The sequence below is a fragment of the Devosia sp. FJ2-5-3 genome (assembly GCF_029201545.1).
In the GTDB taxonomy this organism is placed as follows: domain Bacteria; phylum Pseudomonadota; class Alphaproteobacteria; order Rhizobiales; family Devosiaceae; genus Devosia.
Window position 1 is genome coordinate 477,783 of the sequence record NZ_CP104007.1, and the last position, 13,961, is coordinate 491,743.

Sequence of the window (13,961 nt, forward strand, 5' to 3'; positions counted from 1 at the left end):
CGTAGTTGCATGCGGGGCGAGCGGGTGGATATAAACGTGGCCGGAAGTCTGTCGGACCGCGGTGGGGAGTAGCACCTTGGACTTGAAGCGTATCAATGAACATGTCAGCGTTTCCGGGCAAATTCAGCCCGAGGACGTCGCAACGCTCAAATCCCTCGGTTTTGTCGCCATCGTCAATAACCGGCCGGACGGGGAATCTCCCGATCAACCGGCAGGCGCCGAAATCGAAGCGGCTGCCGAGGCTGCCGGACTTGCCTATCACGCCATTCCGCTGGGACGGGAAGGGGTCAATCCCGACCTGGTCGAGCGGACACGGGCCGTCATCGAGGGGAGCGATGGCCCGGTTTTCTGCTTTTGTCGTTCGGGTACGCGCTCGACCACGCTGTGGGCGTTGAGCCAGGCTGGCCAGGCGGAGGCCAAGGACATCATCTCGCAGGCGGCCGAGGCCGGCTACGACATGAGCCATCTGGCCGGCTATCTCGGCCGAAACTGAATATTATCAAAGTGACGCCTGGACGCGCAGTCGTACCAGAAGTCGGACTCTGTGCTGAGCCGGACCGCATGAACGGTCCTCCACCCCTCCCGCTCGGAAATACAATCGATGCCAATCAAGAAAATCCTCGTCGCCAATCGCAGCGAGATCGCCATTCGCGTGTTTCGGGCGGCCAATGAGCTCGGGCTGAAGACCGTTGCGGTCTATGCCGAAGAAGACAAATTGGCCCTGCACCGGTTCAAAGCCGACGAGGCCTATCTGATCGGCAAGGGCCTGGGGCCCGTCGAAGCCTATCTGCAGATCGAGGAATATATCCGGATTGCCCGCATTTCGGGCGCCGATGCCATCCACCCCGGCTATGGGCTGCTGTCCGAGAGCCCGGAATTCGTCGACGCCTGCGAGGATGCGGGGATCACCTTTATCGGCCCGCGGGCGCAAACCATGCGCGACCTCGGCAACAAGGTTGCCGCGCGCAACATGGCGATCGCATCCAAGGTTCCGGTGGTTCCGGCCACCGATGCGCTTCCCGACGACCCCGAAGCGATCAAGCGCCTCGCCGCCGAAATCGGCTATCCACTGATGCTCAAGGCCTCCTGGGGTGGCGGCGGGCGCGGCATGCGCCGGATCATGGACGAAAAAAGCCTGATCGCCGAGGTTTCGGAAGGCAAGCGCGAGGCCAAGGCGGCGTTCGGCAAGGACGAAATGTATCTCGAAAAGCTGATCGAGCGCGCCCGCCATGTGGAAGTGCAGCTGATCGGCGATGATCACGGCAATCTCGTGCATCTTTACGAGCGCGACTGCTCGGTGCAGCGTCGTAACCAGAAAGTGGTCGAGCGTGCGCCTGCGCCCTACCTTTCCGATGCGGTGCGCAAGGACCTGACCGACGCGGCCGTGCGCCTGGGCAATGCCGCCAATTATCGCGGCGCCGGCACGGTCGAATTCCTGATGGATGCAGACACCGACAAGTTCTACTTCATCGAAGTCAACCCGCGCATCCAGGTCGAGCACACCGTCACCGAAGAGGTGACCGGCATCGATATCGTTAAGGCGCAGATCCATCTGCTCGATGGCGCCGTGATCGGAACGCCCGAATCAGGTGTGCCGCTGCAGCAGGACATCCGCCTCAACGGCAACGCCATCCAGTGCCGCGTGACCACGGAAGACCCCGAGCACAATTTCATTCCGGACTATGGTCGCATCACCGCCTATCGCGGCGCGACCGGGTTTGGCGTGCGTCTCGACGGGGGCACGGCCTATGCCGGCGCCATCATCACACGCTATTACGATCCGCTGCTGGAAAAGGTCACGTGCTGGGCGCCGAGCGCCGACGAGGCCATTGCCCGGATGCACCGCGCGCTCCGCGAATTCCGCATCCGCGGGGTCTCGACCAATCTGGCCTTCCTCGAAAACATCATCACCCATCCCGATTTCGTCGAGAACCGCTATACGACGCGCTTTATCGATACGACGCCGGATTTGTTCAACTTCAAGCCGCGCAAGGACAGGGCTACCAAGCTGCTGTCCTATATTGCCGACGTGACGGTGAACGGGCATCCCGAAGTGCGCGACCGACCGCGCCCGCCTGCAGGTGCAGCAGCCCCGATCGTGCCGGAATTCGCTCCCCTTGCTGCCATCGAGGGCAGCCGGCAGATTCTGGACCGAGACGGGCCGGTGGCTCTTGCCAATTGGATGAAGGCACAGAGCCGTGTGCTCTTTACCGACACGACCATGCGCGACGCGCATCAGAGCCTGCTCGCCACCCGGATGCGCAGCTTCGACATCACCCAGATTGCCCAGGCTTATTCGCGCGGCCTGCCCAATCTCTTTAGCCTTGAATGCTGGGGCGGGGCGACCTTCGACGTCTCGATGCGCTTCCTCAACGAGGATCCCTGGGAGCGTCTGAGCAAGGTGCGCGCCAGCGCGCCAAACATTCTCACCCAGATGCTGCTGCGCGGCAGCAATGGCGTCGGCTATACGAATTATCCGGACAATGTCGTCAAATTCTTCGTCCGGCAGGCCGCCAAGGGTGGCGTCGACATCTTCCGCATTTTCGACTGCCTGAACTGGGTCGAGAATATGCGCGTCTCGATCGACGCGGTTGCCGAAGAGGGCAAGGTCGCTGAAGGCGCGATCTGCTACACGGGCGATCTCTTCGATGCCGACCGGTCCAAATACGACCTCAAATATTATGTTGGCCTCGCCAAGGAGCTTGAGGCGGCCGGCGTGCATGTGCTCGGGATCAAGGACATGGCGGGGCTGCTCAAGCCTGCCGCGGCCAAGAAACTGGTCGAAACGCTCAAGCAGGAAATCGGCCTGCCGATCCATTTGCATACCCACGACACGTCGGGCGCTTCGGCGGCGACGGTACTGGCCGCAGTGGAAGCGGGCGTCGATGCCGTCGACGCGGCCATGGACGCGCTGTCCTCGACCACCAGCCAGCCGACGCTGGGGTCACTGGTCGCAGCGCTCTCCGGTGGGGATCGCGATCCCCAGCTCGATGCCAGGGCCATTCGCCAGATCTCGTTCTACTGGGAGGCCGTGCGCACCCAATACCGGGCTTTCGAGAGCGATCTCAAGGGCGGTGCTTCGGAAGTTTACCTGCACGAAATGCCGGGTGGACAGTTCACCAATCTCAAGGAACAGGCGCGCTCGCTGGGTCTCGAGACCCGGTGGCATGAGGTCGCCCAGACCTATGCGGACGTCAACCAGATGTTCGGCGATATCGTCAAGGTCACGCCGTCCTCCAAGGTGGTGGGCGACATGGCTCTCGCCATGGTGTCGGCCGGAATTACCCGCGCCGATGTCGAGAATCCGGCCAAGGACATCGCCTTCCCCGATTCGGTCGTCGGCTTTTTTGCCGGCGATCTCGGCCAGCCCCCCGGCGGCTTCCCCCAGGCCCTGCAGAAAAAGGTTCTCAAGGGCAAGACGGCCCTGACCGAGCGGCCTGGCTCCTATTTGCAGGATGTCGATCTCGAGGCCGAGCGCAAGAAGATTGCCGAAGAAGTCGGCCACCCGGTCGATGACTACCGGCTTGCCTCATACCTTATGTACCCAAAGGTCTATTCGGATTTCGAAAAGACCCAAGAGCGCTACGGCCCGACCGAAGTGCTGCCCACGCCGGTCTATTTTTATGGCCTCGATGAAGGCGACGAACTGCTGGTCGACATCGAGAAGGGCAAAACCCTGGTCGTGACCTATCAGGGGCGCGCCGAGACCAATGAAAAAGGCGAGGTCCGCGTGTTCTTCGACCTCAACGGCCAGCCGCGCACCATTACCGTGCCCGATCGTCTCAAGGCGGGCGAGGTCAAGGTTCGCGCCAAGGCCGCTCAGGGCGATCCCAAGCAGGTCGGTGCGCCCATGCCGGGGGTCATCTCGACGCTCGCCGTCAAGGAAGGCCAGAAGATCTCGGCTGGCGACGTGCTGTGCTCTATCGAAGCCATGAAGATGGAAACGGCAATCCATGCCGAAATCGACGGCGTGGTGGCTGAGCTACTGATCAAGCCGGGCGACCAGATCGACGCCAAGGACCTTCTGGTCCGGCTGGACTAGGCGGGATTTCCCATTCAATTGTGCGCCAATCTTCCCTCGGGCTTGATCCGAGGGAAGCTCGGCGGGGAGACGGCAACTCCCCCAATCGGGGGGACCCGGTACGTCACCAACTGCCGGCACTCCAAGGGCAGGGTGTTTAGGGTACGGGCGCTTGGCTTTCCGGCCTTTTGGGCGTCAAAAACGCTAAGCCGAGGCACAGCGGCGAAAAACTTGCGATATTTGCGCAGATTGCACCTTGAATGGCAGTGTGATTGTGCCTTTTATAGCTCCGCGAGATTTGATTTGCCCGATCGCCGGTCGACGGACCTCCGCCTCCCCGATGGGCCCCACACTTATTGACGTCTGGATACTCCCTTGATCACCCTCAAGGCTGGCCGCGAACGTTCGCGCGGCGATGCAAATGCCCACCTTGCTGCCATCCATCGTGGCAAGGGGCAGGGCCCCCTTCTTCGCATAACGCTTTATTCCCTGCGGCATTATTGGCAGGTCGGTCTTGCCGTTGGCGGCGCGATCGTTGCGTCGGTGCTCCAATTGATGATCCCGCGCCTGCTGGGCCAGGCGGTTGATCAAGCCCAGAATGTGCTGAGCGTGGCTGCAGAGGGGGCGGAACAGGCCCTGATGTGGACTGCGTTGACGCTGCTCGGCGTCTCGGTGGCGCGCGGGTTTTTCACGCTGATTCAGAACTATTTTTCGGAATCGGTGGGGCATCATGTCGGCTATGAGCTGCGCCTGGGCTTTTACGACAAGGTGCAAAAGCTCTCCTATTCCTATCATGACCGTGTGCATTCGGGCGATCTGATCACGTTGGGGCTTCTCGACCTCGATGGCGTGCGCATGTTTTTTGCCACCGGCCTCGTGCGCGTCGTGCTGCTCACCGTCTTGATCGGGGTGGGCGCCTATATGCTGTTCACCACCGACGCCCTCTTGGCCGTGCTGGCGCTGAGCTTTGTGCCATTCGTGGCATGGCGATCTTCGGCGGCCCAACTTACCCTTCGAAACACCTGGTATGTGCTGCAGGAAAAGCTATCCATCCTGACCCGGGTGATGGACGAAAATCTCAGTGGCATTCGCGTGGTGCGCGCTTTTGCCGGACAGGCCTTCGAGCTGGCCAAATTCGACCGGGCGTCGAAGGCTGCCCTCGAACTGGCGCATCGGCGCGTCATCGTGCGCGTCAGCAATACCTCGATCATGACCTTCTCGTTCTTTGCCGCCATGGGCCTCGTGCTCTGGGTTGGGGGCAATAAGGTCATTGCCGGGGAAATGAGCATCGGGACGCTGGCGAGCTTTCTCACCTTCATGACTATTCTGCAGATGCCGGTGCGCCAGCTCGGCATGATGGTCAACGGCTTTGCCCGCGCCTCGACCTGCGGGGAGCGCTTTTTCGCCTTCATCGATGAGCCGATCGAGATCGAGGATCGTCCGGGCGCCAAGCCGCTTGAGCTGAGCGAGGGCGTACTCCGGTTCGAGGATGTGCGCTTTACCTATCCGGGTGCCAACCATCCGACGCTGGACGGCGTGAGCTTCGAGGCAAGGGCGGGTGAGACCATCGGCATTGTCGGTGCCCCGGGCAGCGGCAAGTCGACGCTCGCCCATCTCATCCCCCGTTTTTACGATGTCGATGGCGGGCGCATCACCATTGACGGGCAGGATATCCGCGACCTCACGGTCCAGTCCCTGCGGCGCAAGGTAGGCGTGGTGCAGCAGGATAGTTTCCTGTTTACCACCACGATCGAGAACAACATCGCCTATGGCGATCCTTGGGCCAAGGAAACCAAGATCGAGAAGGCGGCCGAAAGCGCCCAGCTGCACAATTACATCATCGGCCTGCCGGCCGAATATGACACGGTGGTGGGAGAGCGGGGCGTCTCGCTTTCAGGCGGCCAGCGCCAGCGTCTCGCCATTGCGCGCAGCCTCGTCACCCGGCCGGCGGTACTGGTGTTCGACGATTCCACCGCGGCTATCGACGCCGGCACGGAGCACCGCATTCGCAGCGCCATAAGGCGTTTTGCCAGCGATCGCGTCACCATCATCATCGCCCATCGCCTGAGCTCGCTCATGCATGCCGACCGCATCCTGTTCCTCGATGGCGGCAAGCTTGCCGAAGAGGGGAGCCATGAAGAATTGCTCGCGCTGGGGGGACGCTACAAGGCGCTCTACGATTTGCAGACCAGACCGACCGAAGACATCGAAACCGAAGGGGCGGTGCAATGAGCGTGATCGAGGAAGACGAGCGCGAAGCCACCATTCCAGGCCAGCGCCCGCCGCGAGCGAGCGTCGGTAGCCATCGCATCGAGGAAGAGGTTTTCGGCAAGGCCTATGATCCGCAGACCGTGCGGCGCATCTGGGCGTTCGTGCATCCCTATCGGACCAAGATTTTCCTCTCGGTCGCAGCCGTCCTGGTGTTTACCGCCACGCAATTGGCCATTCCGCTGATCATTGGCTGGGCCATTGACGGGGGCATGGTGGCGGGTGGGAACACCACCAATCTGATCTGGGCCGTCGTCGCCTTTGCCGTCGCTGTGCTGCTCAATTTCGGCGCTTCCTACATACAGGAAACCCAGGTTGGCCAAGTTGCCGAAAACGTGCTGTTCGACATGCGCCGGGCCATGTTTGCCCAATTGCAGCGCGTGTCGCTGAGCTTCATGGACAAGACCGAAGTTGGCCGGCTGATGAGCCGGCTGCAGGGCGACGTCAATTCCATGCAGGAATTCCTGGAAACCTCCGTCATTTCGGTGGGCGATTTGGTGCTGCTGGGCGGCATTATCGTCGTCATCCTGACCCTCGACCCTTGGCTGGGCCTGCTGACACTTGTCACCATGCCGATCCTGTTCATCGTGCGCATCTTCTGGCTGCCACCGGCCAAGCGCGCTTTCTGGGCGGCGCATGAGACCAATTCTCTGACCAATGGCGCCATGGCCGAAGGCATCAATGGCGTGCGCACGGTGCAGAACCTCGAGCGCCAGAAGGTCAATTTCGACCTTTATGACGACAAGGCATACCACAACCTGCAAACGCAGCTGACGGGCTCGAAATTCGCCCAGGTGATGGTGCCGATCGTCGATAGCCTCACCGGCATTTCCATGGCCACTGTGGTACTGGTGGGCGGCTCGCTGGTGCTCAACGGATCGCTGCAAGTTGGCGTCATCGTGACGTTCCTCTTCTACATCCAGCGCTTCTTTGACCCGATCCGCTCGCTCACCATGCAATATTCGATCATGCAGCGGGCCATGACCTCTGGTCGCCGCATCACCGAAGTGCTGGATCTGCCCGTGGCGATCTCGGACAAGCCCGATGCGATCGAGCTGACGCGCGACATGGATGGCTCGGTGGCCTTCCACGATGTGGTGTTCGGCTATGATCCCAATCGGCCTGTGCTCAAGAACGTGTCGTTCCGGGTCAATCCGGGCGAGACGGTGGCGGTTGTCGGCCCCACCGGTTCAGGCAAGACCAGCGCCATGGCGCTGGTGCACCGGTTCTACGAGGTGCAGGGTGGTGCCGTCCTGGTCGGCGGGCACGATGTGCGCAACATCACCCAGGAGAGCCTGGGAGAGCAGGTCGCCATGGTGCTGCAGGAGCCATTCCTGTTCACCGGCTCGGTGCTGGACAATATCCGCTACAACAAGGCGTCTGCCACCCGCGAGGACATCGTGGCGGCCGCAAAGGCGGTCGGCGCGCACGAATTCATCGAAAAGCTGCCCAATGGCTATGACAGCGTGCTCGAACAGCGCGGCTCGAATTTGTCGCTCGGCCAGCGGCAATTGCTGAGCTTTGCCCGTGCTCTGGTGGCGGATGCGAAAATCCTGGTTCTCGACGAAGCAACGGCCAATATCGACAGCTATACCGAGCGGCAGATCCAGAAGGCGCTGGAAATTCTCCTCAAGGGGCGCACGGGCATGGTGATTGCCCATCGGCTCGCCACGATCCGAGGGGCCGACCGCATCATCGTGCTACAGAACGGCGAGAAGATCGAAGAGGGCAATCACGACCAGCTCATGGAACTGGGCGGGCTCTATTCGCGCCTCTACAACATGAACTATGCCAGTTTCGACGATATTCCCGACGACCTGGTGGCCCAGGCCAATGCCAAGGCCGCGAGCACCTGAGTCCTCGCGCAGGCTGTCAGAAAACACAAAAGGCGCCCATCGGGCGCCTTTCTCAATTCTGGGCTATACCGCCTAGAGGCGGCGGGCGGTGCCGTCGACGGTCTTGCCATGCTTACCGGCATAGACATGCACCGGCACGGGCAGGCGGCTGACGATCCAGCTCACCATCAGGGGCACGAGAACGATGTCGTCGACCCAGCCCAAAAGCGGTATGAAGTCGGGCACGACGTCAAACGGGTTGAACAGATAGAAGGCAACAAACAGCGTCGCCGCCTTCAGGTAAAACGGGGTCTGGGGCGCCCAGAAGGCTTTCCAGAGCTGGACAACTTCCTTGCGGAAGAGGACGAGGCGGGGAAGCAGCATGTTGATCATGACCTATAAATGGCCTTGAATTCAGCCGGTTCAAGGTGAGCGCGATCACATTATTTTCGGCCTGTAAGGACGTCGGCGGCGAACGCGATATTTTTTCGCGCCAGACGTCACGCCAATGTTCAGTTGCCAGCGTAGAAGGGAAAGCCTATCTCAAAATGAAAGCGAATTTCCGGGGATGATCATGGCCGGTCCAATGCCGCGCAGGCAATCGGTGGGTGTCAATGTGGGCGGCGTCGTCGTTGGCGGGGGTGCCCCGGTCGTGGTGCAATCCATGACCAATACCGATACCGCCGATATCGATGCGACGGTCAAGCAGGTGATGCAGTTGGCCCGGGCCGGCTCGGAGATCGTGCGCATAACGGTGGACCGGGACGAGAGCGCGGCGGCGGTGCCGATCATTCGCGATCGTCTCGCCTTCATGGGCTATGACGTGCCGCTGGTGGGTGATTTTCACTATATTGGCCACAAGCTGCTCACCGATCATCCGGCCTGTGCCGAAGCCTTGGCGAAATATCGCATCAATCCGGGCAATGTCGGCTTCAAGGCGAAGCGCGACACGCAGTTTTCGACGCTGATCGATATCGCCAACCGCTATGACAAGCCGGTGCGCATCGGGGTCAATTGGGGCTCGCTCGACGAAGAGCTTCTTACACGCCTCATGGACGAGAACGCCGTCTCGACTAATCCGATTTCCGCCGCCGCAGTGCAGCGGGAGGCGATCATCCAGTCGGCGCTGCTCTCTGCGGCCCGCGCCGAAGAGTTGGGCATGGGTCGCGACAGGATTATTCTCTCCACCAAGGTGTCCGACGTTCAGCATCTCATCGCCGTCTATCAGGACCTGGCGGCGCGTTGCGACTACGCCCTGCACCTGGGCCTCACCGAAGCGGGCATGGGCTCGAAGGGCATCGTCGCGTCCTCGGCCGCGCTGGGCATTCTCCTCCAGCAGGGCATTGGCGACACGATCCGTATCTCACTGACGCCAGAGCCGGGCGGGGATCGCACCACAGAGGTAAAGGTCGCGCAGGAATTGCTGCAGACCATGGGTTTCCGCCAATTCCTGCCGGTGGTTGCTGCGTGCCCGGGATGCGGCCGCACGACCTCGACGACGTTTCAGTCCCTGGCCAAGGACATTCAGGACCACCTTAATGTCTCGATGCCGGAATGGCGCGAGCGCTATCCGGGTGTGGAAACGCTCTCGGTCGCCGTGATGGGCTGCATCGTCAATGGACCGGGCGAAAGCAAGCACGCCAATATCGGTATTTCGCTGCCGGGGACAGGGGAAACGCCGGCGGCGCCGGTGTTCGTCGATGGCCATAAGGTCGCGACCCTGCGCGGCGCTGACGTGGCCGACCAGTTCAAGGTCATGGTGGCCGACTATATCGAGAAGAAATTCGGCACCGGCAAACAGGACGCGGCGGAATAAATGAACGAGCGAAACCAACGGCGCTTTTTCTGGCTCGCCCTGCTCATTCTCGTTCTGGGCGGCCTCAAGCTCACCGGCCAGCTCGGGTAAAGAGGGGCGCCTCGGCGGCGCCCTTCGCTATTTAGATCAGGCCTTCGGCCTTGAGGGCAGCCTGGGTGGCAGGGCGCGCGCCGACGGCTTCGAGCAGTGCCGCAACGCGCGGGAACTTCGAAAAATCGAGGAACTGCCGGCCCCAGCCGACAACGGTGAAGGCATAGGCGTCGGCCTGGCTGTACTCACCGAGGAAGTAGGGACCGTCTTCGGGCAGCATGGCTTCCAGCTGGCCGACGCGGCGATTGATCTCGCCGATCACGACCGCCTTGTCTTCGTCCGACAGGTTCGGCTTGAACAGGCCGCCAAAGGCCTTGTGCACGTCGGCGACAAAGCCAAGCGCTTCCTGGAGCCGGGCGCGTTCGACAGTACCGGGGGCGGGCTTGAGCGCAGCATTGTCGGAGGTGTCGCCGAGATACTGGAGAATGGCGGGGCCCTGGGTCACAACAGTGCCGGGGGCGACCTGGAGGGCCGGAACGGCGCCACGCGCATTGATCGCGAAGAAGTCAGCACCGCTTTCGGTGGTCTTGGCGCGCAGATCGACTTTCTCGATCTCGAAAGGCTTGCCGATTTCGTGGAGAATAATGTGGGAGGCCAGCGAGCAGGCGCCGGGAGAGTAGAAGAGCTTCATAATCTACCTAACTGAAAGTCCGAGCCGCGCGAGCGGCACGGACTAGATATGTCATCGGGCAGGTTCAAGCTAGAGCACCATCGCGGCACAAGGTCGCGTGATCAGGCCCCCGCCTTGTCCTGGTGCCATTCGGGCAAGGGAAAGACCCGGTCATAGGCCCAGTTAAATACCAGGGCGTAGACCATGTAGAAAATGGCGAGGCCCAGATCCATGATGAAGGCCTGCCAGATTCCGATCTGGAGATACCATGCGATCATCGGCAGCATGATGGCGAGAAGGCCAAGCTCGAACAGGATGGCGTGGAAGACGCGGATCGTCCTGGTTTTCTCGGTGGTGCCGCGGAAGTGCTGCATCAGATGATCGAAGCCGAGGTTGTAGACATAGTTCCAGAGCATGGCGACGGTGGCGCTGGCGACCACGACGACAACGCTGTCGCCGCCTTCCAGATGGAAGGCAAAGGCGGCAAGCGGCGTGGCCAGCAGAATGCCGATAAGCTCGAAGGAAATGGCGTGACGGATACGGTCGGCGGTGGTCCGCATGGAAATGCTCCATGTTTTCCGGGCCGTCCCGGGGATGCTACCCACTATGGGGGAGGTCGTCCTCGCTTGTCAGGACCATATAGGACGGGGGAAGATTGGCGGCAAGACCGGGCTTGGCATGTCAGATGGTCTGGGGATGCAGGGCGAAGATACCGGCCGGCACAAGGGCCTGCGCGCCCATGTCGGGCACCTCATATTCGGCAAGCAGCGTCAGGTCATCGCGCGGGAGATCGCGGCGGTACGGATCACCAATGAGAATTATTGTGCCACGCCCTGCGTGTTGGCGGAGGAGGGGCAGGGATGTGGCGGCCACCGCAGCATCGTAGAAAACATCGCCGGCCAAAACGATGTCCGCCTCGGCCAGCGGGTCATCGACGCAGGTTAGGGCGATGCCATTGGCCTTAGCGTTCAACTGGCAGGCGATGCGTCCGATGGGGTCGGGCTCAAAGGCGCTGACCGATCCGCCGGCCTTGGCGGCGGCAATGCCCACCAGCCCCGATCCGGCGCCGAAATCGAGCACTGTCTTCCCCGCCACGACTTCTGGATGGTCAGCGAGGTAGAGGGCGAGGGCCGAGCCGCCTGCCCAGGCATAGGCCCAATAGGGCGCGATATCTTCCCGGCCCTGTTCGCCCAACCAGGTTGTGATCCGGCTCTGTGGCGTGGGGCGATAAAGCGAAATGTCCGGGCGAAAGGGGAGTGGCGTCAGTTTCAGGCGCTGGCGGATGAAATTGTCCGGTGAGAGGCCTATTCGGGCAGCTGGCAAGCATCCACCCATTTGTTGCCGCATAGTTGGGCCAGCCGCTCGACGCTGAGCTTTACGGAGGCATGAGTGTCTCCGCCGGCCGGGATGACAAGATCATAGATCTTGAGAGACGTGTCGAGAAAGATCGGCAAAGGGGCAGGCAGGCCGAACGGGCAGACGCCGCCGACCGCGTGACTGGTCAGCCTCAGGACATCCTCGGCGCCCAGCATGCGGGGGCGGCCGCCAAAGGCCGATTTCGATTTCTGATTATCGAGGCGCGCATCGCCGCGGGTGACCAGGAGAAATTCCTCGTCGCGGACACGGATGCAGAGCGTTTTCGCGATCTGGCCGGGCTCGACCCCATGGACCTCGGCCGCCAGCGGGACGGTGGCCGTGGAGGCATCTGTGGTGATGACTGCGAGATCGGGCGCACGCACGGCAAGGTCGTCGCGGACGGAATGAAGGCTCATGACAATCTCAGAAAAGGCTGGAAAGGCGGGTTTCGTATTTGAAGCGGGTTTTCTCGCGGATTGGCGTCGTGACCGCGCGGCGCAGGAAATCGAGGGGGATATCCTTGACGACATCATAGGACATGAGTTCGGCCACGCTGATGCGTTCGCCGCCATAGGGAAGGATATCCACCGCCATACCGGCCTCGACCGGGCCAGGGGCGAGAACCCGACAATAAGCGCCGGGGCGCAGGGCACGATGGAAGCGCTTGACCCAGCGCGGATCGCCCATCTTGGCGGCAAAGGTCATGCACGGGGTACGGTGATAGGTGACTTCGAGCAGGACCTCGCCGATGGTAAAGCGATCGCCGATGCAGATCGTGGCGCTGTCGGCACCCGAAATAGTGAGGTTTTCGCCGAAATGGCCGGGAGCCGGCGCATAGCCGAGTTCGCCTGCCCAGAAATCATAATCATCCTGGAAATAGACATAGATGGCCTGATCGAGGCCGCCATGGTGCCGGCGATCGAGGATAGCGTCGTCAGGGATGCCCTGCGCGGTGATGACGACCGGGCCGGCGACCGGCTCCTTGAAGATGCCGGTTTTGGCCTGGTGGCCGGGAATGGGCCGGGGATGTCCGATGGAAACGCCGATCAGCTGGCCGGTGCTCATTTTTCGCGGCTGCCGAAATAGCGGGCGGTGGCGCGCAAGCCGTCGGCGCGGGGGCCGAAGGTGCGGAGATATCCCAGAGCTTCGTTGATGATGGCGTCGAGCCGCTTCCGGGCGCCGTCGACGCCCAACTGCGCCACGAGGGTCTGCTTGCCCTTGCCCTCGTCCTTGCCGGTAGCCTTGCCCATGGCCTCCGGCGTGGCGGTAACGTCCAGAATGTCGTCAGCCAGCTGGAAGGCGCGCCCGGCGGCTTCGGCATAGGCGGTGAGGGCGGAGAGGGGACGTGGCTCGACGCCGCCGAGGATTGCCCCCATGCGGACGCTGGCGCGGATCAGAGCGCCGGTTTTCATCGACTGCATGATGGCGATGTCGCCTTCCGAGAAACCGCCCTGTTCGCCCTCGATGTCGCGCATCTGCCCGCCCACCATGCCCCCCGAGCCACTGCCGGAGGCCAGTTCTGTCACAAGGGCAATGCGCACGGCGGGGTCGGGATGCGTGGCGGGATCGGCGAGGATGGCAAAGGCCTGGGTGAGCAGGGCATCACCGGCAAGAATGGCGGTGGCGTCATCAAAGGCCTTGTGCACGGTCGGGCGGCCGCGGCGCATGTCATCGTCATCCATGGCGGGCAGATCGTCGTGGATCAGCGAATAACAATGAACCATTTCGATGGCGAGCCCGGCGCGGAGGGCCGCCTCGCGCGGGACCGAAAATATGGCTGCGGCCTGGCGAACCAGCAGCGGGCGCAGCCGCTTGCCGCCCTCGAGGCTGCCATGGCGCATGGCGGCCACTAGGCGCTCGGCGACAGGACCGGGGCCCGACAGGCCGGGTCCGCTCAGGATTTCGGAAAGCCCGGCTTCCACGGCGCGAGCACAATCGGCACTGTCGGCGGCAAAATCATACATG

General features: G+C 62.1%; 12 protein-coding genes. 5 read left to right on the forward strand and 7 right to left on the reverse strand.

Annotated elements, in window-relative coordinates:
• Window positions 1–76 precede the first annotated feature (76 nt).
• The 4 genes from N0P34_RS02360 (at window position 77) to N0P34_RS02375 (ending at window position 8,145) form a co-directional block, all read left to right on the forward strand.
• The gene (locus tag N0P34_RS02360; protein WP_275605425.1) at window positions 77–493 is read left to right on the forward strand and encodes a TIGR01244 family sulfur transferase; all 417 of its coding nucleotides are present in this window, start codon (window positions 77–79) and stop codon (window positions 491–493) included.
• Window positions 494–601: 108 nt separating this feature from the next.
• Window positions 602–4,042, forward strand: coding sequence for a pyruvate carboxylase (pyc, locus tag N0P34_RS02365; protein ID WP_275605426.1), 3,441 nt, complete (start codon window positions 602–604; stop codon window positions 4,040–4,042).
• 354 nt (window positions 4,043–4,396) lie between these two features.
• Window positions 4,397–6,253, forward strand: a complete 1,857-nt coding sequence (locus tag N0P34_RS02370; protein ID WP_275605427.1) for an ABC transporter ATP-binding protein — start codon at window positions 4,397–4,399, stop codon at window positions 6,251–6,253.
• Window positions 6,250–8,145, forward strand: coding sequence for an ABC transporter ATP-binding protein (locus tag N0P34_RS02375; protein ID WP_275605428.1), 1,896 nt, complete (start codon window positions 6,250–6,252; stop codon window positions 8,143–8,145). The genes N0P34_RS02370 and N0P34_RS02375 overlap by 4 nt, the downstream gene beginning before the upstream one ends.
• A gap of 72 nt (window positions 8,146–8,217) precedes the next feature.
• Here N0P34_RS02375 and N0P34_RS02380 read toward each other — a convergent pair whose 3' ends face one another.
• Window positions 8,218–8,517, reverse strand: coding sequence for a DUF1232 domain-containing protein (locus N0P34_RS02380; RefSeq protein ID WP_275605429.1), 300 nt, complete (start codon window positions 8,515–8,517; stop codon window positions 8,218–8,220).
• A 181-nt stretch (window positions 8,518–8,698) separates the two neighbouring features.
• Here N0P34_RS02380 and ispG point away from each other — a divergent pair, with 181 nt between their 5' ends.
• Window positions 8,699–9,940 (forward strand): flavodoxin-dependent (E)-4-hydroxy-3-methylbut-2-enyl-diphosphate synthase, encoded by a 1,242-nt coding sequence (gene ispG, locus N0P34_RS02385; RefSeq protein WP_275605430.1) that lies wholly within the window; start codon window positions 8,699–8,701, stop codon window positions 9,938–9,940.
• Window positions 9,941–10,061: 121 nt separating this feature from the next.
• On the opposite strand, the gene N0P34_RS02390 is transcribed toward ispG, so the two are convergent.
• The 6 genes from N0P34_RS02390 to N0P34_RS02415 form a co-directional block, all read right to left on the reverse strand.
• Window positions 10,062–10,661 (reverse strand): glutathione S-transferase, encoded by a 600-nt coding sequence (locus N0P34_RS02390; RefSeq protein WP_275605431.1) that lies wholly within the window; start codon window positions 10,659–10,661, stop codon window positions 10,062–10,064.
• Window positions 10,662–10,762: 101 nt separating this feature from the next.
• On the reverse strand, window positions 10,763–11,200 hold the full coding sequence (locus N0P34_RS02395; protein WP_275605432.1) for a PACE efflux transporter: 438 nt from the start codon (window positions 11,198–11,200) through the stop codon (window positions 10,763–10,765).
• A gap of 121 nt (window positions 11,201–11,321) precedes the next feature.
• On the reverse strand, window positions 11,322–11,963 hold the full coding sequence (locus N0P34_RS02400) for a 50S ribosomal protein L11 methyltransferase (protein WP_275605433.1): 642 nt from the start codon (window positions 11,961–11,963) through the stop codon (window positions 11,322–11,324).
• Window positions 11,945–12,412: a YbaK/EbsC family protein gene (locus N0P34_RS02405; RefSeq protein WP_275605434.1), complete on the reverse strand. Its 468-nt coding sequence runs from the start codon at window positions 12,410–12,412 to the stop codon at window positions 11,945–11,947. The genes N0P34_RS02400 and N0P34_RS02405 overlap by 19 nt, the downstream gene beginning before the upstream one ends.
• 7 nt (window positions 12,413–12,419) lie before the next feature.
• Window positions 12,420–13,061, reverse strand: coding sequence for an MOSC domain-containing protein (locus tag N0P34_RS02410; RefSeq protein WP_275605435.1), 642 nt, complete (start codon window positions 13,059–13,061; stop codon window positions 12,420–12,422).
• Window positions 13,058–13,960, reverse strand: a complete 903-nt coding sequence (locus N0P34_RS02415) for a polyprenyl synthetase family protein (protein ID WP_275605436.1) — start codon at window positions 13,958–13,960, stop codon at window positions 13,058–13,060. The genes N0P34_RS02410 and N0P34_RS02415 overlap by 4 nt, the downstream gene beginning before the upstream one ends.
• Window position 13,961: the final 1 nt, after the last annotated feature.

Excerpts from the sequence above, each read along its gene's own strand:
- ispG (WP_275605430.1), top strand. The coding sequence starts at position 8,699 with ATGGCCGGTCCAATGCCGCGCAGGCAATCGGTGGGTGTCAATGTGGGC.
- N0P34_RS02380 (WP_275605429.1), bottom strand. The coding sequence starts at position 8,517 with ATGATCAACATGCTGCTTCCCCGCCTCGTCCTCTTCCGCAAGGAAGTT.
- N0P34_RS02375 (WP_275605428.1), top strand. The coding sequence starts at position 6,250 with ATGAGCGTGATCGAGGAAGACGAGCGCGAAGCCACCATTCCAGGCCAG.
- N0P34_RS02415 (WP_275605436.1), bottom strand. The coding sequence starts at position 13,960 with ATGTATGATTTTGCCGCCGACAGTGCCGATTGTGCTCGCGCCGTGGAA.
- pyc (WP_275605426.1), top strand. The coding sequence starts at position 602 with ATGCCAATCAAGAAAATCCTCGTCGCCAATCGCAGCGAGATCGCCATT.
- N0P34_RS02405 (WP_275605434.1), bottom strand. The coding sequence starts at position 12,412 with ATGAGCCTTCATTCCGTCCGCGACGACCTTGCCGTGCGTGCGCCCGAT.
- N0P34_RS02410 (WP_275605435.1), bottom strand. The coding sequence starts at position 13,061 with ATGAGCACCGGCCAGCTGATCGGCGTTTCCATCGGACATCCCCGGCCC.
- N0P34_RS02390 (WP_275605431.1), bottom strand. The coding sequence starts at position 10,661 with ATGAAGCTCTTCTACTCTCCCGGCGCCTGCTCGCTGGCCTCCCACATT.
- N0P34_RS02395 (WP_275605432.1), bottom strand. The coding sequence starts at position 11,200 with ATGCGGACCACCGCCGACCGTATCCGTCACGCCATTTCCTTCGAGCTT.